Origin of the sequence: Serratia sp. MYb239 (genome assembly GCF_002966855.1) — a bacterium.
Classification (GTDB): domain Bacteria; phylum Pseudomonadota; class Gammaproteobacteria; order Enterobacterales; family Enterobacteriaceae; genus Serratia_B; species Serratia_B rhizosphaerae.
In genome coordinates this window covers 1,003,666-1,026,162 of sequence record NZ_CP023268.1, presented here as the reverse complement: position 1 = coordinate 1,026,162, position 22,497 = coordinate 1,003,666, and the positions used below count along the sequence as shown (strand labels likewise).

Sequence of the window (22,497 nt, the reverse complement as noted above, 5' to 3'; positions counted from 1 at the left end):
AATCCTGTCAGTCTTGCAGTTTGGCGATCTCTTCGCCGAACTCGCGGATATCTTCGAAGCTGCGGTACACCGAGGCAAAGCGGATATACGCCACCTTATCGAGCTTTTTCAGCGCGTCCATCACCAGATTGCCGACCATTTTGGTCGGCACTTCGCGTTCGCCGGTGGCACGCAGTTGGGATTTGATGTGGTTGATGGCGTTCTCGACGTCATCGGAACTGACCGGGCGTTTTTCCAACGCCTTCAGCATGCCGCGACGCAGCTTGTCTTCATTGAATGGCTCGCGGACTTCATCACTTTTAATCACCCGCGGCATGACCAGTTCGGCCACTTCAAAGGTGGTAAAACGTTCGTTGCAAACCAGGCACTGGCGGCGACGGCGCACCTGCGATCCATCGCCGACCAGACGGGAATCTATCACTTTGGTATCAACAGCAGCGCAAAAAGGGCAATGCATAACAGGTCCTGATAAGCGTTCTCATAATGACGCACAGTTTACCCCGAACTTTCACCATAACAAAGGGTACCGGGCATTTGTTGCCACGCACTGACGAAACGTGCTTCACGCCCCGGCGATACTCTGCGTCAAACATGACTTTCCGGCACATTCCGACTAAGCTGATAACAGGAGTCATTGAATAGGGAATCGCCGCCATGACAATCAGTTATCCTAAAGTCTGCCTGCTTACCGCCCTGATTTTGCTTGCCGGCTGCGCGCAAAACCGCGACGTGCCGAACCTGCGCAACCAGGTCGGCGAGCTGAGCCAAAAAGTCACCACGCTGACCGAACAGGCTACGGCGCTGGAACGCCAGAAACAGCTGAACCAAGGTTCGACCAGCGGCGTCTATCTGCTGCCCGCCGCCAACACGCCGGCACGCCTGCAGAGCAATATCGGCGAACTCAGCGTCGCGCTGGATCGGGTAAAAAGCGAAGCCAACGGCTCGCAGGCGGTGCTGCATATCCGCACGCTGTCCGGCAAAGCGCTGCCCGCCTTCAAGGCGATGGTGGAGTGGGGACGGCTGGATGACAACGGCCAGTTGCAAAATGCCGGCGCGCTGTCCCAGCCGATTCAAAACGGCGACTCGCTGCTGGCGAAAACCACGCAAAGTTTCGAGCTGCGCTTCAGCGACGTCACCCCGGAACAGCTGGGCTATATCCGCCTACACAGCGTTGAGCCGCTCACCGCCGAAAGCCGTTAACTCAGCCGCCGGCAACCGTGCATAAAAAAAGAGCGCCAACCGGCGCTCTTTTATTCCGCTGAACGTACAGCAGATTAAGGCAGAATAGAAGGCTGATCGGCGCCCTCTTTCTCCACTTTCTGCTGCAGCATGTGTTCGCGTTTCATTCCCAGTTTCAACGCCAGCGCAGAGGCGACGTAGATAGAGGAAATGGTACCGATGGACACGCCGATCAGCATCGCCAGCGAGAAGCCATGCAGCATCGCGCCGCCGAAGATATACAGCATCAGCACCACCACCAGCGTGGTGCCGGAGGTCATCAGCGTACGGCTCAGCGTCTGGGTCAGCGACACGTTGACAATTTCGTAAGGCGTACCGCGGCGAATCTTGCGGAAGTTCTCACGAATACGGTCTGACACCACGATGCTGTCGTTCAGCGAGTAACCGATAACCGACATCAGGGAAGCGATGATGGTCAGGTCAATCTCGATATGGAACAGCGACAGCACGCCGAGGGTAATCACCACGTCGTGCGCCAGCGCGATAACCGCACCGGCCGCCAGGCGCCATTCAAAGCGGAAACCGACGTAGATCAGAATCGAGATCAGCGCCACCAGCAGCGCCATGCCGCCGGTCTGCGCCAGTTCGCTGCCCACACTCGGGCCGACGAACTCGATACGCTTCACGGTCGCATTCTTATCCACCGACTCATTGATCACGCCGATCACTTTGTTGCCCAGTTCCTGGCCCGCATTGCCGGTAACCGGCGGCATGCGCACCATTACATCGCGGCTGCTGCCGAAGTTCTGGATAACCGGGTCCTGGAACCCGGCCTTTTCCAGCGTATCGCGCATCAGGTCAAGGTTTGCCGGCTGCTCCAGGTTGATTTCAATCACCGTACCGCCGGTGAAATCCAGTCCCCAGTTAAAGCCGCGCACCGACATGATGGCGATAGAGGCGATCAGCACCACAATCGAGATGCCGAAAGCCAGATAGTCCCAGCGCATAAAGTCATAGACTTTACGGCCGTAGTTGAGTTGCTCAACAGTATAATCCTGTGCCACAACGCACTCCTCAGATAGACAGCTTGTTAATGCGTTTGCCGCCGTAAAGCAGGTTGACGATGGCACGGGTACCGACAATCGCGGTAAACATGGACGTCGCCACGCCGATCGCGGTGGTAATCGCAAAGCCTTTAATCGAACCGGTGCCCACTGCGTACAGAATAATCGCGGTGATCAGCGTCGTGATGTTGGCGTCGATAATACTGGAGAACGCGCCTTTATAGCCCTCATGGATCGCCTGCTGAACGGAACGCCCGTTCTTCAGCTCTTCCTTGATACGTTCGTTAATCAGTACGTTGGCGTCAACCGCCACCGCCAGCGTCAGAACGATACCGGCAATCCCCGGCATGGTCAGCGTTGCGCCCGGCAACAGCGACATCACACCGACAATCAGCACCAGGTTAACCACCAGCGCGCTGGTCGCAATCACGCCGAATTTACGGTACCACACCACCATAAACACGATGGACGCCACCAGGCCCCACAGGCAGGCTTCCAGGCCCTGTTCGATGTTCTGCATCCCCAGGGTCGGGCCGATGGTACGCTCTTCCACGATCTGGATCGGCGCAATCAGCGCACCAGCACGCAGCAGCAGCGACAGCTGACGTGCTTCGTTCGGGTTGCCGATACCGGTAATGCGGAAGCTGTTGCCCAGACGCGACTGAATGTTCGCCACGTTGATCACTTCTTCCTGCTTCACCAGCACCGCACGGCCGTTGGCGTCTTTCTTGCCGCTGTCCTTATATTCCACAAACAGGGTCGCCATCGGCTTGCCGATGTTGTCCTTGGTGAAGTTGGACATCGAGTTGCCGCCGGCGCTGTCCAGCGAGATGTTAACCTGCGGCTGGTTGTACTCGTCCATGGTCGAGGTGGAGTCGGTGATATGGTCACCGGTCAGAATCACGCGCTTGTACAGCACGATCGGCTGGCCTTCACGGGTGTTCTTCACTTCCGAATCGCCCGGCACGCGGCCGTTGGCCGCTGCGGTGGCGTCAACGTTGGTGTTAACCAGACGGAACTCCAGCGTCGCGGTAGCGCCCAGAATCTCTTTGGCGCGCGCGGTGTCCTGGATGCCCGGCAGTTCAACCACGATGCGGTCAGAACCCTGACGCTGCACCAGCGGCTCGGCGACGCCCAGTTGGTTGACGCGGTTACGCAGGATGGTGATGTTCTGCTGCACGGCATATTCGCGCGCTTCGCTCAGACGCGCATCGGTCAGGGTGACCTTCATGACGTTGCTGCCGTTAGAGGAGAACACGTAGTCGCGCTGACGCGGCGTCATATAGCTGATAGCCCGATCGCGCGCGTCGTTATCGCGGAAGCGGACCTCAACGCCGTTGTTGTCCAGCTTGCGGATAGACGCGTAAGGGATGCCCTTTTCACGCAGGTCGCTGCGCAGGGTGTCGATGGTCTGTTCCTGCAGCTTGCTGAGCGCGGTATCCATGTCAACTTCCATCAGGAAGTGCACGCCGCCACGCAAATCAAGGCCCAGTTTCATCGGCTCGGCGCCCAGCATGGACAGCCAGCGCGGCGTCGCCGGCGCAAGGTTCAGCGCCACGACGTACTTATCGCCCAGCGCCGACATCAGGGCTTCACGCGCCCGCAGCTGAACGTCAGGATCTTTAAAGCGAGCCAGGATGGCGCCTTCTTCCAGCGCGATCGACTTGCTCTCGATATGGTCTTTTTCTAATACGGTACGGACCTGGCCCAGCGTAGTTTCACTGGCGGCGACACCGCGCGCGCCAGTGATTTGTACGGCCGGATCCTCACCATAAATGTTGGGAAGCGCATAAAGCAGACCGACGGCGATCACCACGATCAGCATCAGATACTTCCACAAAGGATAACGGTTTAGCACGGCAATTCCCTTCGGGAAAAAAAATTACAGGGCCTTCATGGTACCTTTCGGCAGAACGGCCGCCACGAAGTCACGCTTGATCATCACTTCCGTGGTGTCGTTCAGCGCAATAGCGATAATGCCGGTATCGGCCACTTTGGTAACGCGACCGATCAGACCGCCGGTGGTCAGCACTTCATCACCCTTGCCGATGGAGTCCATCAGTTTTTTATGCTCTTTGGCGCGCTTTTGCTGCGGGCGCAGGATCATGAAGTAGAAGATCAGGCCGAATACCACCAGCATAATGATCAGAGAGTACGGGCTTCCCTGAGCCGGAGCTCCTGCGGATGCGACGGCGTCAGAAATGAAAAAGCTCATTGAAATTCCCTCATTAAGTTATCAATTATTAAACATTTAAAGGCGGAACCGGTTTACCGATCCGACCGTAGAAGTCCGCAACAAACGCCTCTAATTTACCCTCTTCGATGGCCTGGCGTAAACCCGCCATCAGACGCTGGTAAAAGCGAAGGTTATGAATGGTATTCAAACGGGCACCGAGTATTTCGTTGCAACGGTCGAGATGATGCAAGTAGGCGCGGCTGTAATTGCGACAGGTGTAACAATCACACTCGCTGTCCAGCGGAGAAGTATCATCCTTGTGCTTGGCATTGCGGATTTTTACCACACCGTCGGTCACGAACAGATGGCCGTTACGCGCATTACGCGTCGGCATCACGCAGTCAAACATATCAATGCCGCGACGCACGCCTTCCACCAGGTCTTCCGGCTTGCCGACGCCCATCAGATAGCGAGGCTTATCTTCCGGAATTTGCGGGCAAACATGTTCGAGAATACGGTGCATGTCCTCTTTTGGCTCACCTACCGCCAAACCGCCCACAGCGTAACCATCAAAGCCGATCTCCACCAGCCCTTTTACTGAAACATCACGTAAATCTTCGTAAACGCCGCCCTGAATAATGCCGAACAGCGCATTTTTATTGTTCAGCTCGTCAAAACGCTGACGGCTGCGCTGCGCCCAGCGCAACGACATCTCCATCGAACGCTTGGCGTAATCCCAGTCCGCCGGGTACGGCGTGCACTCGTCAAAAATCATCACGATGTCAGAACCCAGGTCATACTGGATTTCCATCGATTTTTCCGGGCTGAGAAACACTTTGTCGCCGTTGATCGGGTTACGGAAGTAAACGCCCTCTTCCTTGATTTTGCGCATCGCCCCCAGGCTGAACACCTGGAAACCGCCGGAGTCGGTGAGGATCGGGCCGGGCCACTGCATAAAGTCATGCAGGTCGCCGTGCAGCTTCATGATCTCCTGCCCCGGACGCAGCCACAGGTGGAAAGTGTTGCCCAGCAAAATCTGCGCGCCGGTCTCTTTCACTTCTTCCGGCGTCATGCCCTTTACGGTGCCGTAGGTGCCGACCGGCATAAAGGCCGGCGTTTCCACCACACCGCGCTCAAAGACCAGGCGGCCGCGACGCGCGCGGCCATCGGTAGTATCTAATTCGTACTTCACTTATCCTCCAGCATCAGAGAAACAGTCTGATGTCATTAATACAGGACCACGCATCGGCGCGGCCCGGAAACTTACTCGCCGACGGATTCGTTTTCCGCCTGCGGGTTACGGCTGATAAACATCGCATCGCCGTAACTGAAGAAGCGGTATTGCTCGGCCACCGCCTGCTGATAGGCATGCATAGTGTTCTGGTAGCCGGCAAAGGCGGAAACCAGCATGATCAGCGTCGATTCCGGCAGGTGGAAATTGGTCACCAGCGCATCGATCACCTGATAGTGATACCCCGGATAGATAAAGATGCTGGTATCGTCGAAGAACGGCGCAATCAGCGCGTCCTTGCTGGCAGCGGCGGCGCTCTCCAGCGAGCGCACCGAGGTGGTACCGACGGCAATCACCCGCTTGCCGCGCGCTTTACAGGCCAGTACCGCATCCACGACCTCTTGCGGCACTTCGGCATACTCGGCATGCATAATGTGATCTTCAATGCTGTCCACCCGCACCGGCTGGAAGGTGCCGGCGCCGACATGCAGGGTGACGAACGCCATCTCCACGCCCTTGGCGCGCAACGCCGCCAGCAGCGGCTCGTCAAAGTGCAGGCCGGCGGTCGGCGCCGCCACCGCGCCCGGCTTTTCGCTGTAGACGGTCTGATAAAGCTCGCGGTCGGCGTCTTCGTCCGGCCGGTCGATATACGGCGGCAGCGGCATATGGCCGACATCATTCAAAATGGCGAACACGTCACGCTCATCGTCGAAACGCAGCTCAAACAGGGCGTCATGACGCGCCACCATGGTCGCAGCGATGCTTTCGTCATCGCCCAGCAGCAACTCAGCGCCCGGTTTCGGCGCCTTCGAGGCGCGCACGTGCGCCAGCACCCGGCTGTCGTCCAGTACGCGCTCCACCAGCACCTCAATCTTGCCGCCGCTGGCCTTACGGCCGAAGATGCGCGCCGGGATCACCCGGGTATTGTTAAACACCAGCAGGTCGCCGGCCTCCAATTTATCCAGCAGGTCGGTGAACACGCCGTGCGTCAGCTCGCCGCTTGGCCCGTCCAACTGCAGCAGGCGGCAGCCGCTGCGCTGCGCCTGCGGGTAACGGGCGATTAAAGACTCGGGAAGTTCAAAGGAAAAATCGGCGACGCGCATGGTATTCACTTCAGCTAAAAAAATAGGCGCTATAGTCTAAAGCCATGGGGGAAAGGCGGCAAGGAATAAGGCGAATTTCCCGCGCGCCGTCGTTATGGCACAGAACGGTGCCTCAAGATAACCCACTTTAAGGTATAGTGACCGGATGAATTTCCTTGCTCATCTCCATTTGGCCCAGCTGGCGGACAGCTCGCTGCTGGGTAACCTGCTGGCCGACTTTGTACGCGGCAACCCGGCGGCGGACTATGCGCCCGAAGTGGCGGAAGGCATTATGCTGCACCGCCGTATTGACGTCCTGACGGACTCGCTGCCGCAGGTTAAACAGAGCCGCGATTACTTTGGCGCCGACTATCGCCGCGTGGCGCCCATCACGCTCGATGTGGTGTGGGACCACTTTCTGGCGCGCCACTGGCGGCAGATCGAGCCGGCGCGTCCGCTCAGTGATTTTACCCGCCAGGCGCGCGATCAAATCGTTCCTCATCTGGCGCAAACGCCCGAGCGTTTTCAGACCCTGAACCATTACCTCTGGTCAGAACGCTGGCTGGAGCGCTACGCCGAACTGCCGTTTATCGCTCAGGTGCTGCGCGGCATGGCCAGTCGGCGACCGCGGCTGGCGGCGCTGGGCGGCTCTTTCGCCGACGTAGAACGCCACTATCATCAGCTTGAAACACAGTTCTGGCAGTTTTATCCTCAACTGATGCGTCAGGCACAGGCCAAACGCCTGTAGCAGGGCCGGCAAGCGCGCGTGACAACGCCGCCTGACAACAATTTTGCCGTTAACGCTTGCCCTTTTGCCGGAAAAGGTTATTTTTAAGGCTCGCTGTATTAATTACTGATATCGATAGATAAAAACTATCTCAATGATTGGCGTTTTTAACCTTTATTCGCCAACGCAAGGCCCCTATACTGGCCCAAGTTTTTGCCCGCGGTTTACCTCCTCGGGCAGACATTAACCCTTAACTACTATTACAGGAGTAATCATGGTCCTGGTAACTCGTCAAGCCCCTGACTTCACCGCAGCTGCCGTACTTGGTAACGGCGAAATCGTTGAAAACTTCAACCTGAAAAAACACCTGAACGGCAAACCAGCCGTACTGTTCTTCTGGCCAATGGACTTCACCTTCGTGTGCCCTTCAGAGCTGATCGCTTTCGATCACCGCTATGAAGAGTTCCAGAAGCGTGGCGTAGAAGTGGTTGGCGTTTCCTTCGACTCCGAGTTCGTTCACAACGCATGGCGTAAAACCCCTGTTGAAAACGGCGGCATCGGTGAAGTGAAATACGCAATGGTTGCTGACGTTAAGCGTGAAATCCAGAAAGCTTACGGCATCGAGCACCCGGAAGCGGGCGTTGCGCTGCGTGGTTCTTTCCTGATCGACAAAGACGGCATCGTGCGTTCTCAGATCGTTAACGATCTGCCAATCGGCCGTAACATCGACGAAATGATCCGCACCGTTGATGCGCTGCAGTTCCATGAAGAGCACGGCGAAGTGTGCCCGGCTCAGTGGGAAAAAGGCAAAGAAGGTATGGGCGCGTCTCCAGACGGCGTTGCTAAATACCTGTCTGAAAACGCTGCCAAGCTGTAATTTCAGCCCTAGCGTTATCTACCGGTCAGCCTTGCTGGCCGGTTTTTTTATGCCCTTTTGTTGTGCAACCCCGCCGCGTTTTCCTTGTTTTGGTTCACATTCTCCCGTCAATTTTCAGCGCGTGCCGCGCCATGGCGCTACGCTGTAACCGCTGGCCTGTTCTTTGCAGAGCCTGATAATAAAAAACTGACAGGGTAGGAATATCAATGTTTTTGCATAAATGGAGTAAACCCCTGACCATGGCGGCGCTGCTGGTCAGCGGCAGCCTGCACGCCGCCTCCACGCCGGCGGTAGAAGCACGGCAGGGTATGGTGGTCACCTCGCAACGTCTGGCCTCACAGGTGGGCGTCGACATTCTGAAAATGGGCGGTAATGCGGTGGATGCCGCCGTGGCCGTCGGCTACGCGCAGGCGGTGGTTAACCCCTGCTGCGGCAATATCGGCGGCGGTGGTTTTATGACCGTCCATCTGGCCGACGGCACCGATACCTTTATCAACTTCCGTGAAACCGCGCCGGCGGCGGCCAGCGCCAATATGTACCTGGACGCCGACGGCAAAGTGAAAAAAGGCGCCAGCCTGTACGGCTACCTGGCCGCCGGCGTACCGGGCACCGTGCTGGGCATGGAAACCGCGCGCAAAAAATACGGCAAGCTGAGCCGCGAACAGGTGATGGCGCCGGCCATCAAGCTGGCGCGGGAAGGCTTTGTGCTGACGCGCGCCGATACCGATATCCTCGATACCACCGTCGCTCGCTTTAAGCAGGACCCCGAAGCGGCCAAAATCTTCCTGCGTAAAGACGGCAGCGCGCTGCAGCCGGGCGATCGTCTGGTGCAGGCCGATCTGGCCAATACGCTGGAAGCCATCGCCAAACAGGGGCCGGACGCCTTCTATCACGGTAAAATTCCGCAGGCAGTGGAAGCGGCGGCCCGCAAGGGCGGCGGTATTCTGACCGCGGCCGACTTCGCCAACTACAAAGTCACCGAAACGGCGCCGATTACCTGCAGCTACCGCGGCTATAAGTTCGTCTCATCGCCGCCGCCAAGCTCCGGCGGCGTTACGCTGTGCGAAACGCTGAATATCCTGGAAGGCTACGATCTGAAAAGTATGGGCTTTAACTCGGCGGCGGCCATCCACACCATGACCGAAGCCATGCGCCACGCCTATATGGATCGCAACACCTATCTCGGCGACCCGGCCTTTATCAACAACCCGATCGACCGGCTGGTCAGCAAAAGCTATGCCGAGCAAATCCGCAAGCAAATCGTCCCCGGCAAGGCAACGCCGTCGGAAAACGTGCAGCCCGGCATGGAGCCGCATGAAAAGCCGGAAACCACTCACTACTCCATCGTCGATCATGACGGCAATGCGGTATCAACCACCTATACGGTCAACGGCCGCTTCGGCGCGGTGGTGATCGCCCCCGGCACCGGTTTCTTCCTCAATGACGAAATGGATGACTTTACCGTGAAGGTCGGCGAGAAAAACCTCTATGGGCTGGTGCAGGGCACCGCCAATGCCATCGCCCCCGGTAAGCGCCCACTATCGTCGATGAGCCCGACGCTGGTGACCAAAGACAATAAAATCTTTATGGTGCTCGGCTCACCGGGCGGTTCGCGCATTATCACCATCACGCTGCAGACCGCGCTTAACGTGATCGACCACGGTATGGCGCCGCAGGAGGCGGTGGATGCGCCGCGCATTCACCACCAGTGGCTGCCTGACGAGGTCTACTACGAACAGCGCGGCGTCTCCGCGGATACGCTGAATCTGCTGCAGAAGATGGGTTACAAAATGGTGGAGCAGACGCCATGGGGGGCGGCCGAACTGATTCTGGTCGGTCTGCCGGGCGCGGCGGGCGTGACGCCGCCCAACTCCGGCAATGATTCGGCGGTCTCAGGCAAGGTGCGCGAAGGCTATCTGTACGGCGCTAACGACGTACGCCGCCCGGCCGGCGCGGCGATCGGCTACTGATGCCATCCCGGGGGGCCGCTCGGCCCCCGTTCCTTTCGCTAAAGCCGCCAGACGCTCGCCGATTCCGCGACCAGACGCAGCGACAGGCCACCATCGCACGCCGACAGTTCGCCCTCGCCTTCCAGCCTCCGCCAGTCGCCCGGCGTCAGCAGCGGGCTATATGCCAGCCGCACCGCCTGATTACCGCCGCTGCGCTGCAGCGCCACCAGCACGCGCTCCTGCTGGTAAGTACGTACAAACACCAGCGTCTCCCCCTGCGCATACAGCACCTGACAGCCGCCGCGCCGCAGCGCCAGACTCTGCTTGCGCAGTGCCGCCATCCGCTGAAACAGCGCCAGCAGCGGCCGTTCCCAGAGGCTCTCATCCCAGGGAAACGGTTTACGGCACAGCGGATCATTCTCGCCGTCCAACCCCACTTCATCGCCGTAATACAGGCAGGGCACGCCGATCCAGCTCATCAGCCACACCGCCGCCATGCGCATCCGCGCCATATTACCGCCCAGCAGGGTCAAAAAACGCGGCGTGTCATGGCTGTCGAGCTGATTGAACATGATCAGCTGGCGGTTATGCGGCAGACCGGCGCGGTAGCTGTCCATCCATGTTGCAACGGCGGCGGCGTCCAAATCGACAGGATGACGCGCCACATCAACCCCCGCCAGAAATGCCCGTAGCGGCAGGGCAAAGCCCATATAGTTCATCGCCGCATCTTCTACGCCGGCATGCAGCCAGCGGCGCGCATCGCCAAAATGCTCACCCAGCAGATAGGCGGCAGGATTCTCCTCTCTGGCCGCCTGATAGATGCCCGCCAAATGGCGCAGGTTACCGCCGGCGCCGCCGTTCTCCCCAAGCATATGCACCACGTCCAGCCGCCAGCCGTCAATGCTGTACGGCGGCTTCAGCCAGTGACGCACCACGCTGTCGGCATCACCATAGATCGCCGCCGCTACCTGCGGCTCGGCGTAATTCAGCTTCGGCAGGCTGGCGTTGCCTTTCCAGGTTAATGCGGTGCCGTCGGGATAAAAGTTAAACCAGTTACGGTAGCGGGAATCCGGGTGGTGGCAGGCGCCCTCTTCACCCTGCCGGTGGCGATCGAACCACGGATGCGAATCGCCGGTATGGTTAAATACGCCGTCCAGCAGCAGTTTCATCCCTATTTTGTGAGTGCTTACTCGCAAGCGTCGCAGCGCCGCGTTGCCGCCCAGGTACGGATCCACCTGATAGTAATCCTCGGTATCGTATTTATGCACGCTGGGGGCGGTGAAAATCGGATTGAGGTAGAGCGCGGTGACGCCCAACTGCTGCAGATAGGGCAGCTTCATAATAATGCCGTCCAGATCGCCGCCGTAAAAGGTCGACGCCGCCAGCCGTTCGTCCAACGGCTGCTGCCAGCTGCGCCGCTCCACCGGCGTACCGGCGGCATGATGCACGTAGCTGCCGCTCTGTATCCCATGCGCGCCGCCGCTGCTGGCGAAGCGATCGGGGAATATCTGGTAAAACAGTCGATCCGCCACCCAGCCCGGACCGTCGTCCGGCTCGTCGAGCGCAAACTGCGTCAGTTGATCCGGCGGCGTCAGCGACCAGCCTAACGGGCCGAACCAGCGCTGGCGGTCGGCCCACAGCAGCTTAAAGCAGTAGCGCCGCGTCGCCTCTCCTTCATTCAGCGTCAGGCTGGCGCGATAGCACAGCCGACCGTCAACGGCCTGCGCCGCCATCGGCAGCAGCCACTCTTCATTATCCGGTTCCGCACGCAGCAATACCTGCAGAGGCGGCATTGAAGCCTGCAACCACAGCGTGATATCCAACTGCTGCCCATTCTTTTCCACAAACGGCGGCACCGGCAGATGCCAGGCTTCCAGCATAACGTTCCTCCCGCTGTTGCCAGCGCAAATAACCGTGAATTGCGCCCACCATGCCACGCCGCACGCTCCCGTCACTCATCTGTCAGCGATAAAAACGGGGGAGGAGCCGGGAGGCTGAGAGGAGGAAATCGTGCTAACTTAATGTAAAAATTGGTAAACCGGTACACATTACGCGGCACGGGCTATAGGCTTACGCCCCTATCCGCTTAGTGGCTATTGTTAACACGTTTTATGGAGGAGCTATGCAACAACGGATTGCTCAATGGTTAGATCAGTTTGGCATCGAATTTACCGACATCATGTCGCTGGTGCTGGTACTGGTGCTGATCGCCCTGATTTCGGTGGTTATCCACTTTATCCTGCACCGCGTAGTGCTGGCGGCCATTCAGCGCCGCGGCCAGCAGTCGCAGCGCGTCTGGCAACAGGCGCTGACCCAGTACAAACTGTTCCAGCGCGCGGCGCTGCTGCTGCAGGGCGTGATCATCAACCTGCAGGCGCTGTTATGGCTGCACAGCGGCACTCAGACCCAGGCGGTAATCGTCACCGCCGCGCAGGTGTGGATCATGGCCTACGCCCTGCTGACGCTGTTCTCGCTGCTGGATACCCTGCTGGCGGTGCTGCGCGAAAGCCCGGCGGCCAATCAGCTGCCGCTGCGCGGCATTTTCCAGAGCGTGAAGCTGATCGCCGCCGTGTTAATCGGCATTATGATCGTCTCGCTGTTGATGGGTAAATCGCCGCTATTGCTGCTCAGCGGTTTGGGCGCCATGACCGCGGTGCTGATGTTGGTGTTTAAGGATCCGATCCTGGGCCTGGTGGCCGGCATCCAGCTGTCCGCCAACGATATGCTGAAAATCGGCGACTGGCTGGAGATGCCTAAATACGGCGCCGACGGCGCGGTCACCGACATCGGCCTGACCACGGTCAAAGTGCGCAACTGGGATAACACCGTCACCACCATCCCGACCTACGCGCTGATCTCCGATTCGTTTAAAAACTGGCGCTCCATGTCGGAATCCGGCGGTCGTCGCATCAAACGCAGCATCAATATCGACACCACCAGCGTGCACTTCCTCTCCGAGCAGGAAGAGCAGCGCCTGAACCGCAACCCGCTGCTGCAGCACTACCTGAACAACAAAACGGAAGAGCTGCAACAATATAATCAGCAGGCGCAGGTGGATCTCAGCTCGCCGCTCAACGGCCGCCGCCTGACCAATCTGGGCACGCTGCGTGCCTATCTGGAAGCCTATCTGCGCGCCCACCCGCACATCCACCAGCATATGACGCTGATGGTGCGTCAGCTGGCACCGACGCCGGAGGGGCTGCCGCTGGAGATCTACGCCTTTACCAACACCACGGTCTGGGCGCAGTACGAGAGTATCCAGTCGGATATTTTCGACCATATCTATGCGGTGATTGAAGAGTTCGACCTGCGTATTCATCAGACGCCGACCGGTAACGATATGCGCGGCCTGTTGAAAGATATCCGCCCGACGGCCGACGTTTCCTGACCGAAACTGACGTAATTATTTCTGCTGGTAATTATCCTGCTCTGATTGCCAGCAGATATCTCCCCCCTCTTTTCTTTCCGCGCTAAAACGGCGTTAATGCAGCGAATACTCAACCACCGGGGGAGAACGCATGCACTTAACACGGCTCAAACATCGCTTTTTCACGCTGCTCAGCACGCTGCTGTTTATCGGCTGCCTGCACAGCGCCGCACGCGTTGAAGGGAACCTGAAGGTCACGCTACAGCCGGCGCTGAGCGCCTTAAGCCGCGATATGCGGGATATCCGTGACGCGCTGACGCGCTACGCCGGTGAAGGCGAGGAATCCCCCACGCCCCTCACGCGCGGCGAAACCCACGCTGCCGAACGTGGAGATACTGAAGATAAATAGCAAGATTCAATGAAGCTCTAGTGACATCGTTATTGCACGGCAATCTGTAGGCTCAGTGTGATTGGAATTGCCGTAAACGTACGGTATTTCTCTGTAACTACGATAAACGGCAATTGCAGGGGCCGTGGGCGCGGCCCCTGCACCCGCGCCCGCGCTTAGGCTCGTTCTGCCCGCTTCGCGGGTACCCTCACGGCGTCACCGTCGCCGGGCGGGTCGGCTCTACAGGCATCCCTGCCTGTGCCGCCTCAACCGGACATCCCTGTCCGGTTGCCCCTGGCTCAGGTTCCTTGTTCGGCAGCCCGTGATGCGCGCTAAAGGTCAACACCCGAATCTGCCATTACCGGGATAGTTAACCTCAGATTTTGACATTCATAATTTACAGACGAAGACATTGCTGGAATGTGCACGGTGGGTGACCGCCATAGAAGGCGCCGAACGAAGGAACGGCGCATAGGCAAAACCGCCATGGACGGCGGTTTTAGGTGAGACAAGCAGGGACGCTTGTCGCAGCCGGCCGTGATGCGCCGAGAATGAGTGAGGGCAGTTGGCGCAGCCAACCGCCTGGCCTGGCGAGGGCGCGGGTGGTCAGGGGCCGCGCCTTCGGCCCCTGACTCGGTCGAGTCACCGGGGTCACATAAACCTACGAAGGCTTAACGACCGAAAACCACCGTTAAATTGACAAAATCCCCCGTAACGGAAACCTTACGCCGTCTGCGCACGCTTCTTCTGGCGGTTCACCTTCACCCAGTACCCCACCAGCAGCACCACCACCCACACCAGACCGGCGTACAACGACACGCGGGTGGTCGGGAAATAGCCAATCAGGCCGATAATGAAGGCCAGGAAGATAATGGCGATCGTCGAGGTAAACACCCCGCCGCGCAGCGGGAACGCCAGATCTTTCACCTGCTGTTTGTTCAGCGTGCGGCGGAACGCAATCTGCGAGAACAGGATCATAATCCACACCCACACGGTCGCGAAGGTCGCCAGCGAAGCGATCACCAGGAACACGCTTTCCGGCATGATGTAGTTGAGGTACACCGCAATCAACAGCGCCGCCATCATCACCACGACCGTCACCCACGGGATACCGCGTTTGGAAACTTTGCTGAATACTTTCGGCGCGTGGCCCTGTTCCGCCATACCGTGCAGCATACGGCCGACGCCGAACACATCGCTGTTAATCGCCGACAGCGACGCGGTAATCACCACAAAGTTGAGGATACCGGCCGCAATGGTGATGCCCATATGCTGGAAGGTCAGAACAAACGGACTGCCGCTGGTGCCGACCTGATTCCACGGATAAATCGACATAATCACGAACAGCGTGCCGACGTAAAACACCAGAATGCGCCACGGCACCGAGTTGATCGCCTTCGGAATCGATTTTTTCGGGTCGCTGGCCTCACCGGCGGTAATACCGATGATTTCAATGCCGCCGTAGGCGAACATCACCAGCTGCAGCGACAGTATCATGCCCATCACGCCGTGGCTGAAGAAGCCGCCGTTACTCCACAGGTTATGAATGCCGGTCGGCTGCCCGCCGTTGCCGATGCCCCAGATGATAATGCCGATACCGGCGGCAATCATGATAATGATGGTGGCCACTTTAAAGAACGAGAACCAGAACTCCAGCTCGCCGAAGACCTTCACGCTCATCAGGTTGATCGCGCCGATAATCAGCACCACGCTCAGCACCCAAATCCAGTGCGGTACCTCCGGGAACCACACCCCCATATAGATGCCGAACGCGGTCACGTCGGCAATAGCGACGATCAAAATCTCAAAACAGTAGGTCCAGCCGGTGATATAGCCGGCCATCGGGCCAAGGTAATCCTGCGCATAGCGCGAGAAAGAGCTGGCCTGCGGGTTATTGACCGACATTTCCCCCAGCGCGCGCATAATGATAAAGGCGATCACGCCGCCGATCAGATACGCCAGCAGTACGCTGGGCCCCGCCATTTTAATGGCGTCGGCGGAGCCGTAGAACAGCCCGGTGCCAATCGCCGACCCGAGCGCCATAAAGCGGATGTGGCGCGTGCTGAGGCCACGTTTCAACTTATTGGCGGCGGGTGTTACTGATTCCTGTTGCATTTAAAGACCTGTCTTCTTATACACAAAAAAGCCACGGACAAGTCCGTGGCCTCAAAATCAGACCGGGAAGAATTAATGCGCGGTCGCTTCAGAGCGCGAGCATACCCGATCGTAGATGGCGGCCAGTACCAGCATCAGTACGGAAGGCGGCAGCCATGCCAATCCCTGACCTGCCAGAGGCAGGTGCGTGCTCCATGCCGGCAGCAGATTCTCGAAGCCGGCGGCCTTCACCGCGTCAAGGATACCAAACAACAGGCTGACGAGCATCACCGGCGAAATCACCTTCGGCGCACTATTCCACATCCGCAGGGTGAAGCTCAATACCACCAGCACGATACACGGCGGATAAATGGCGGTCAGCACCGGAATCGAGAGGTGAATCAGGTGGCTCAGGCCCAGGTTGGAGACGAACATCGAGAACAGCCCCAGAATAAACACCAGCGTTTTATAAGAGAACGGCAGGTACTGGGCAAAGAACTCGGCGCAGGCGCAGGTCAGGCCGACCGCGGTCACCATACAGGCGATAAAGATCAGCGCCGCCAGGAAGAAACTGCCCAGGCTACCAAAGGTGTTCTGCACGTAGGCATGCAGGATCACCGCGCCGTTGGTGGCGTCCGGCACCAACACGCCGCTGCCGGAACCCAGTTTAAACAGGCTCAGGTAGACCAGCGTCAGGCCGACACCGGCGATCAGCCCCGCAAAAATGGTGTAACGGGTCAGCAGGCCGTTGTCCTTCACCCCGCGTGAACGCGCGGCGTTGACGATCACGATGCCGAATACCATCGCCCCCAGCGTATCCATGGTCAGATAACCATTCACAAAGCCGGAAGAGAAAGGCACATGCTGATAGGCATCCACCGCCGGAATCGGCGAACCGGCCGGCCAGAGCAGCGCGGCGATGCCCAGCACGCCCAGCGCGACAATTTTCAGCGGCGCCAGAATATGGCCGACGGTGTCGAGCAGGCGGCCCGGATAGAGGGAAATACCGATCACCAGCGCGAAGTACACCAGGCTGTAAATCAGCAGCGGCGTCGCGCCGTCGCCGGTCAGCGGGGCAATCCCCACTTCAAACGACACGGTCGCGGTGCGCGGCGTCGCAAACAGCGGGCCGACGGCCAGGTAGCAGACGGTCGCCAGCAGCAGGCCGGCGGTGCGGCCGATCGGCGTACTCAGGGCGTCAACGCCGCCGCCGACGCGCGCCAGCGCAATCACCGTCATCACCGGCAGGCCGACGGCGGTAATCAAAAAGCCCAGCGCCGCGATCCAGACGTGTTCGCCGGACTGCAGCCCCACCATCGGCGGGAAAATAATATTCCCGGCGCCGACAAATAAGGCAAAGGTCATAAAACCTAATGCCAGAATATCTTTTGACGTTAAACGATGACTCATAGGATGTCGTGTTGCCTGTTCAAATGAAAAAAAACGTTCTTTTCATGGCGGTTCGCCATTTCGCTGTCGGCCTGCCATTTCATCACAAGAGCAATAAGAGCAAGAAAACGCATACCGCTCGGGCGTTTTGTCCTTATGCGAAATTGACCACTCTTGAAGATGGGCAGAATGTTAGAAGTTATAAAATGGAGGATTAGTCCAACAACGGAGGGTAAGTAAAACGTTTATAGCGCCAAAAGGCAAGGCTCACGGGGAAATGCAGAGCGATCGACCAGATAAATATTCATCACCAGTCGATCGCACCAGTCTTCAGGAAATATGCCCTACATGATTTGTATCATTTTTAACCAAAGCGCTCACAAAACGTGAAGCATTGCGGGTTAAACCGCGCGAAAACGCCAATATCGGCGGCATTTCCGCGCATAACAAACGGGCTGCCGGCGGTTACCAGACCTGTCCGGCAATGCTGACCACGCTGCTCAGCTTGTCCCACTGCTGCTGCTCGCTCAGGCTGTTGCCCTCTTCGGTCGAAGCGAAGCCGCACTGGGTGCTCAGACACAGTTGCTCAGGGGCGACGAACTGCGCCGCTTCCTGCAGGCGCTGCTTAACCTGCTCCGGGTTTTCCAGCTCGCCGTCTTTGGTGGTGATCAGCCCCAGCACGACTTTTTGCTTGCCAGGCTTGATAAAGCGCAGCGGTTCGAAGCCGCCGGAGCGTTCGTTATCGTACTCCAGGAAGAAGGCGTCGATATTGACCTGGCCGAACAGGATCTCCGCCACCGGCTCATAGCCCCCTTCCGAGATCCAGGTGGAGCGGAAGTTGCCGCGACAGACATGCAAACCGATGGTCAGATCGTCCGGCTTGCCGGCGATCGCCGCATTCAGCACGTCGGCATAGATACGTGCCAGCTGGTCGGGATCTTCGCCGCGCTCGCGGATCTGGCGGCGCTGATCGTCAGAACAGAGGTAAGCCCACACCGTATCATCCAGCTGCAGGTAGCGGCAGCCGGCGTCATAAAACGCGCGGATCGCATCGCGATAGGTTTGCGCCAGATCGGCAAAATAGGCATCCAGCTGCGGATAAACCGTGCTGTCGATCGCCTGACGCCCGCCGCGGAAGTGCAGCACGCTCGGGCTGGGGATGGTCATCTTCGGCTGCGCGTCGCCGGCAATCTGCTGCAGGAAACGAAAATCCGCCAGCATCGGATGCTGCGGGTTAAAGCCCAGCTTGCCCGTCACCTTGACGCTGCGCGCCTTGGTCTGCACGCCGTTGAACTGGATGCCCTGTTCGGCGTCGTAGCCCTGTACGCCGTCCAGGCCTTCGAGGAAATCAAAGTGCCACCAGGCGCGACGGAATTCCCCGTCGGTCACCACCGCCAGTCCCAGCTGGCGCTGTTTTTCCACCGCCTGGCGGATCTGCTCATCTTCCACCGCCCGCAGCTGCGCCGCGTCAATCTCACCGCGCTGAAACTGCTGACGCGCGCTTTTCAGCGCCGCAGGACGTAATAAACTGCCGACGACGTCAGCATGAACGGCATGATTGCAATTGCACATCTTTTTCCACTCCCGGTGAACGGCAGGCGTCGCGTTGGCCTGCCGGAATGATTTACATATTGAATGATTACGCTGGGTTACAATTGGACATCCAGACGTCTAAATAGCTAAAATCATCCTGTCATGCCGCCTGCCCGGCGGCAATGGAGAAATTTTCATGGGTGTTGAAAGAAATTCATGATGGTGGGCGGCAGCTGGCTGAGAGCTGCCGTCATACGCGCCCAGGCGCTAAGCCGGTGCTACTTCAGCCCGAGCGCCTGGCGGGTTTTCCGCAGGGTTGCCGGCGACAGCGGCAGATAACCGTCCTGATTGACCAGCGCCTGCCCTTCCTCGGACAGCACCCGGTCAAGAAACGCCGCCGTCAGCGGCTCAAGCGGCCGGTGCGGCGCTTTGTTGATGTAGATATACAGGTAGCGCGCCAGCGGATAACTGCCGTTGCGCACGTTGGCAGCGCTGGGCGCCACGTAGCGATCGCCCCGCTCCGCCAGCGGCAGCAGCCGGACGCCGCTGGCGCGGAAACCGATGCTGGCATAGCCGATGCTATTCAGCGATCCGGACACCGCCTGCACTACCGACGCCGAGCCGGGCAGCTCATTGACCCGCGCCATAAAGTCGCCGCCGCACAGCGCGCGCAGTTTGAAATAGCCATAGGTGCCGGAGGCGGAATTGCGGCCAAAACGCTGAATACTGCGCTGCGCCCAGTCGCCCGGCAGCGCCAGCTGGCCCCAGTTCCGCAGTGCGGCGGCTTCGCCGCAGCGGCGGGTGGCGGAAAAGATCTGATCCAACTGGCCAAGGTTCAGCCCCGGCAGCGGGTTGTCCTGATGCACCAGCACCACCAGCGCATCGACCGCCACCGGCACCGCCAGCGGCGCGTAGCCGTAGCGCTGTTCGAACGCCGACAGCTCCGCCGCCTTCATCGGACGGCTCATCGGCCCCAGCTGCGCGGCGCCGGCGGCCAGCGCCGTCGGCGCGGTCGATGAACCGGCGGCCTGCATCTGCAGATTGATATTCGGATAGTGCTGGCTGAAGTCCTGCGCCCACAGCGACATCAAGTTCGCCAGCGTGTCAGAACCGACGCTGGAAAGATTGCCCGACAGCATGCCGCTCGGCTGCGCCCGCAGGCCGGAGCTGCACAATAACAGCAGGCAGAGCCATATCCCTCGGGTCAGTCGCATACCGGTGCCTCACGCATTAATTTTTCAGCGCATTCTCTGACAAAGCGTCGGGAACAATCAACCGGTTAGGCAAAGTAAAGATAAAGCGGGTGCCATTGCCCGGCTCGCTGAGCACCTCCAGCCGCGCATCGTGATGGCTGAGGGCGTGCTTGACGATCGCCAGCCCCAGCCCGCTGCCGCCGGTCTGCCGCGAACGCGCCTTGTCCACGCGGTAAAAGCGCTCGGTCAGACGCGGCAGGTGCTCGGCGGCGATGCCCGGCCCGTTGTCGCTGACCTGGAACTGCGCCCCCTGCGGCGTCTGCTGCCAGCTCACCTCAATGTGCGTGCCTGCCGGCGTGTGGTTCACCGCGTTATACACCAGATTGGACACCGCGCTGCGCAGTTGGTCGTCATTGCCGTACACCTTCAGCGCTTCATTCACGCGGAAACTGATTTCATGGCGGCCGCCGCTGAGCGACTGCGCCTCACGCTGCAGCACCCGCAGCATCAGGGGCACGTCCACCGTCTCATTCATCTCGATAATCGGCGCCGCCTCGATGCGCGACAGCGTCAGCAACTGCTTCACCAGCCCGTCCATGCGCCGGGTTTGTTCCTGCATGGTGGCCAGCGCCTTGCCGCGCAGCGAACCGTCCGGCTCGTCGTCGCCCATCATTTCCAGATAGCCCTGCAGCACGGTCAGCGGCGTGCGCAGCTCGTGGCTGACGTTGGCGAAGAAGTTGCGCCGCGCGCCCTCCAACTGCCGCATCTGCGTCACGTCGCGCGCCACCATCAGCAGCTGCCCTTCCGAATACGGCATCACGCGGAATTCAACGTAATGCTCGTTATTCAGCTGCAGCGTCAGGGGCTTATCAAAGGATTGCTGTTGCAGATAGTGGCTGAACTCCGGGTAGCGCAGCAGGTTGAGAATATGCTGGCCGTTATCCTCCGGCCAACGGAAGCCGAGCAGATGCTGCGCCAGCCCGTTGCACCAGAAAATATTTCCCTCTTCGGTGGTCATCACCACCGCATCCGGCAGCGATTCGGCGCCGCTGCGGAAGCGTTTGATCAGCAGCGCCAGCTCGCGCCGACGGCGGCGGTTACGCTGCTGCATCTGATACAGGCCGTAAAACAGCGGCTCCCAGCTCCAGCGCCCCGGCGGCGGCGTCATGCTGCGGTCAATCCACAGCCAGTGGGAAAGTTTCAGCTGGTTATAGAAGTTCCAGCCCAGCGCCGCCAGCACGGCGACCAGCAGTAACCAGGGGAGATAGCCGAAAATCAGCCCCAACAGCAGGGCCGGCAAGCAAAAAAGGGCCAGCTCAAGAGCCAGCCTTTTCCAGGAAAGGCGTTCTAGCACGGCATGCTCTCCGACGCTGCGCGATTAATAGCGCGTTGAAAAGCGGTAACCTGTGCCGCGAACGGTTTGAACCATCTTGTCATGACCACTGCTCTCCAGCGCCTTGCGCAGCCGGCGGATATGCACATCAACGGTGCGGTCTTCCACATAAACGTTAGTGCCCCAGACGTGATTAAGCAACTGTTCGCGGCTGTAAACACGCTCCGGGTGGGTCATAAAGAAATGCAGCAGTTTGAATTCGGTGGGGCCCATATCCAGCGGCTGTTCGTTGGCCATCACCCGATGCGAAGACGGGTCGAGACTCAGCCCCTGCATCTCGATCACCTCTTCCACCGCCATCGGCGAAATACGGCGCATCACCGCTTTAATCCGCGCCACCAGTTCCTTCGGCGAGAACGGTTTGGTGATGTAATCATCCGCGCCGACTTCCAGGCCGCGCACCCGGTCCTCCTCCTCGCCGCGCGCCGTCAGCATCATCACCGGGATATCGCGGGTCAGCGCTTCGCGCTTCATATGTTTGATAAATTGAATGCCGGAGCCGCCGGGCAACATCCAGTCCAGCAACACTAAATCGGGGAACGGCTCAGACAGGCGCGTTACGGCACTGTCATAATCTTCGGCTTCCAACGGTTGGTAACCATTCTGTTCCAACACAAAGCACACCATCTCGCGAATAGGCGCTTCGTCTTCCACCACCAGTATGCGTCTTGCCATCGTCAATCCTGCCAATGTGTTAGCGTTCACAATTTGTTTGCGGGCGCCATTATGCGTCAGTTTTGTGACAGATTTATGAAATTAACCACTCAGTAACATTCACAATATAAATGCTTATCACCGTCGCGCAGGCTTAACCGCCGGAATAGATAGAAATAGCATATTTTTACCCGCCAACCC

At 58.9% G+C, this 22,497-nt stretch carries 19 protein-coding genes; 6 read left to right on the top strand and 13 right to left on the bottom strand.

The features are described from left to right. Window positions 1-7: 7 nt before the first annotated feature. Complete coding sequence (nrdR, locus tag CLM71_RS04835) at window positions 8-457, bottom strand: transcriptional regulator NrdR (RefSeq protein ID WP_021180191.1); 450 nt, start codon at window positions 455-457, stop codon at window positions 8-10. Between the two features lie 197 nt (window positions 458-654). On the opposite strand from nrdR, the gene CLM71_RS04830 reads away from it, so the two are divergent. Beyond that, complete coding sequence (locus CLM71_RS04830) at window positions 655-1,200, top strand: DUF3251 domain-containing protein (RefSeq protein WP_105229997.1); 546 nt, start codon at window positions 655-657, stop codon at window positions 1,198-1,200. A gap of 74 nt (window positions 1,201-1,274) precedes the next feature. On the opposite strand, the gene secF is transcribed toward CLM71_RS04830, so the two are convergent. The 5 genes from secF to queA form a co-directional block, all read right to left on the bottom strand. Then, entirely contained in the window at window positions 1,275-2,243 is a 969-nt protein-coding gene (secF, locus tag CLM71_RS04825; protein WP_105229996.1) for a protein translocase subunit SecF, read from the bottom strand. Window positions 2,244-2,253: 10 nt separating this feature from the next. Continuing rightward, window positions 2,254-4,101 (bottom strand): protein translocase subunit SecD, encoded by a 1,848-nt coding sequence (gene secD, locus CLM71_RS04820; protein WP_105229995.1) that lies wholly within the window; start codon window positions 4,099-4,101, stop codon window positions 2,254-2,256. 24 nt (window positions 4,102-4,125) lie between these two features. Further along, the gene (gene yajC / locus CLM71_RS04815) at window positions 4,126-4,458 is read right to left on the bottom strand and encodes a preprotein translocase subunit YajC (protein WP_004949246.1); all 333 of its coding nucleotides are present in this window, start codon (window positions 4,456-4,458) and stop codon (window positions 4,126-4,128) included. 28 nt (window positions 4,459-4,486) lie between these two features. After that, complete coding sequence (gene tgt, locus CLM71_RS04810) at window positions 4,487-5,611, bottom strand: tRNA guanosine(34) transglycosylase Tgt (protein ID WP_105229994.1); 1,125 nt, start codon at window positions 5,609-5,611, stop codon at window positions 4,487-4,489. Between the two features lie 71 nt (window positions 5,612-5,682). Further along, window positions 5,683-6,753, bottom strand: a complete 1,071-nt coding sequence (gene queA / locus CLM71_RS04805) for a tRNA preQ1(34) S-adenosylmethionine ribosyltransferase-isomerase QueA (protein WP_105229993.1) — start codon at window positions 6,751-6,753, stop codon at window positions 5,683-5,685. A 145-nt stretch (window positions 6,754-6,898) separates the two neighbouring features. On the opposite strand from queA, the gene CLM71_RS04800 reads away from it, so the two are divergent. The 3 genes from CLM71_RS04800 (at window position 6,899) to ggt (ending at window position 10,306) form a co-directional block, all read left to right on the top strand. Beyond that, window positions 6,899-7,480: an ACP phosphodiesterase gene (locus tag CLM71_RS04800; protein WP_105229992.1), complete on the top strand. Its 582-nt coding sequence runs from the start codon at window positions 6,899-6,901 to the stop codon at window positions 7,478-7,480. Between the two features lie 253 nt (window positions 7,481-7,733). Then, window positions 7,734-8,336, top strand: coding sequence for a peroxiredoxin C (locus CLM71_RS04795; RefSeq protein ID WP_054305460.1), 603 nt, complete (start codon window positions 7,734-7,736; stop codon window positions 8,334-8,336). A 206-nt stretch (window positions 8,337-8,542) separates the two neighbouring features. Further along, window positions 8,543-10,306, top strand: coding sequence for a gamma-glutamyltransferase (gene ggt, locus CLM71_RS04790; protein ID WP_105229991.1), 1,764 nt, complete (start codon window positions 8,543-8,545; stop codon window positions 10,304-10,306). A 38-nt stretch (window positions 10,307-10,344) separates the two neighbouring features. Here ggt and malZ read toward each other — a convergent pair whose 3' ends face one another. Beyond that, window positions 10,345-12,165: a maltodextrin glucosidase gene (gene malZ, locus CLM71_RS04785; RefSeq protein ID WP_105229990.1), complete on the bottom strand. Its 1,821-nt coding sequence runs from the start codon at window positions 12,163-12,165 to the stop codon at window positions 10,345-10,347. 242 nt (window positions 12,166-12,407) lie between these two features. On the opposite strand from malZ, the gene CLM71_RS04780 reads away from it, so the two are divergent. Then, the gene (locus CLM71_RS04780; RefSeq protein ID WP_105229989.1) at window positions 12,408-13,673 is read left to right on the top strand and encodes a mechanosensitive ion channel family protein; all 1,266 of its coding nucleotides are present in this window, start codon (window positions 12,408-12,410) and stop codon (window positions 13,671-13,673) included. A 130-nt stretch (window positions 13,674-13,803) separates the two neighbouring features. Further along, window positions 13,804-14,061: a hypothetical protein gene (locus CLM71_RS04775; protein ID WP_105229988.1), complete on the top strand. Its 258-nt coding sequence runs from the start codon at window positions 13,804-13,806 to the stop codon at window positions 14,059-14,061. Window positions 14,062-14,763: 702 nt separating this feature from the next. On the opposite strand, the gene proY is transcribed toward CLM71_RS04775, so the two are convergent. The 6 genes from proY to phoB all read right to left on the bottom strand — a co-directional run bounded on the left by proY (window position 14,764) and on the right by phoB (window position 22,317). Beyond that, the gene (gene proY / locus CLM71_RS04770; protein WP_105229987.1) at window positions 14,764-16,155 is read right to left on the bottom strand and encodes a proline-specific permease ProY; all 1,392 of its coding nucleotides are present in this window, start codon (window positions 16,153-16,155) and stop codon (window positions 14,764-14,766) included. Between the two features lie 72 nt (window positions 16,156-16,227). Continuing rightward, window positions 16,228-17,544 (bottom strand): branched-chain amino acid transport system II carrier protein, encoded by a 1,317-nt coding sequence (brnQ, locus tag CLM71_RS04765; RefSeq protein ID WP_105229986.1) that lies wholly within the window; start codon window positions 17,542-17,544, stop codon window positions 16,228-16,230. A 444-nt stretch (window positions 17,545-17,988) separates the two neighbouring features. After that, window positions 17,989-19,095: a cobalamin-independent methionine synthase II family protein gene (locus tag CLM71_RS04760; RefSeq protein WP_105229985.1), complete on the bottom strand. Its 1,107-nt coding sequence runs from the start codon at window positions 19,093-19,095 to the stop codon at window positions 17,989-17,991. Window positions 19,096-19,334: 239 nt separating this feature from the next. Beyond that, window positions 19,335-20,270: a PstS family phosphate ABC transporter substrate-binding protein gene (locus CLM71_RS04755; protein WP_105229984.1), complete on the bottom strand. Its 936-nt coding sequence runs from the start codon at window positions 20,268-20,270 to the stop codon at window positions 19,335-19,337. A 16-nt stretch (window positions 20,271-20,286) separates the two neighbouring features. Next, window positions 20,287-21,603, bottom strand: coding sequence for a phosphate regulon sensor histidine kinase PhoR (gene phoR, locus CLM71_RS04750; RefSeq protein ID WP_105229983.1), 1,317 nt, complete (start codon window positions 21,601-21,603; stop codon window positions 20,287-20,289). Between the two features lie 24 nt (window positions 21,604-21,627). After that, entirely contained in the window at window positions 21,628-22,317 is a 690-nt protein-coding gene (phoB, locus tag CLM71_RS04745; protein WP_015671148.1) for a phosphate response regulator transcription factor PhoB, read from the bottom strand. Window positions 22,318-22,497: the final 180 nt, after the last annotated feature.

Coding starts and splice junctions, on each gene's coding strand:
- nrdR (WP_021180191.1), bottom strand. CDS start 457: ATGCATTGCCCTTTTTGCGCTGCTGTTGATACCAAAGTGATAGATTCC.
- CLM71_RS04780 (WP_105229989.1), top strand. CDS start 12,408: ATGCAACAACGGATTGCTCAATGGTTAGATCAGTTTGGCATCGAATTT.
- brnQ (WP_105229986.1), bottom strand. CDS start 17,544: ATGAGTCATCGTTTAACGTCAAAAGATATTCTGGCATTAGGTTTTATG.
- proY (WP_105229987.1), bottom strand. CDS start 16,155: ATGCAACAGGAATCAGTAACACCCGCCGCCAATAAGTTGAAACGTGGC.
- CLM71_RS04795 (WP_054305460.1), top strand. CDS start 7,734: ATGGTCCTGGTAACTCGTCAAGCCCCTGACTTCACCGCAGCTGCCGTA.
- CLM71_RS04775 (WP_105229988.1), top strand. CDS start 13,804: ATGCACTTAACACGGCTCAAACATCGCTTTTTCACGCTGCTCAGCACG.
- malZ (WP_105229990.1), bottom strand. CDS start 12,165: ATGCTGGAAGCCTGGCATCTGCCGGTGCCGCCGTTTGTGGAAAAGAAT.
- CLM71_RS04830 (WP_105229997.1), top strand. CDS start 655: ATGACAATCAGTTATCCTAAAGTCTGCCTGCTTACCGCCCTGATTTTG.
- CLM71_RS04755 (WP_105229984.1), bottom strand. CDS start 20,270: ATGCGACTGACCCGAGGGATATGGCTCTGCCTGCTGTTATTGTGCAGC.
- yajC (WP_004949246.1), bottom strand. CDS start 4,458: ATGAGCTTTTTCATTTCTGACGCCGTCGCATCCGCAGGAGCTCCGGCT.
- CLM71_RS04800 (WP_105229992.1), top strand. CDS start 6,899: ATGAATTTCCTTGCTCATCTCCATTTGGCCCAGCTGGCGGACAGCTCG.
- CLM71_RS04760 (WP_105229985.1), bottom strand. CDS start 19,095: ATGTGCAATTGCAATCATGCCGTTCATGCTGACGTCGTCGGCAGTTTA.
- phoB (WP_015671148.1), bottom strand. CDS start 22,317: ATGGCAAGACGCATACTGGTGGTGGAAGACGAAGCGCCTATTCGCGAG.
- ggt (WP_105229991.1), top strand. CDS start 8,543: ATGTTTTTGCATAAATGGAGTAAACCCCTGACCATGGCGGCGCTGCTG.
- queA (WP_105229993.1), bottom strand. CDS start 6,753: ATGCGCGTCGCCGATTTTTCCTTTGAACTTCCCGAGTCTTTAATCGCC.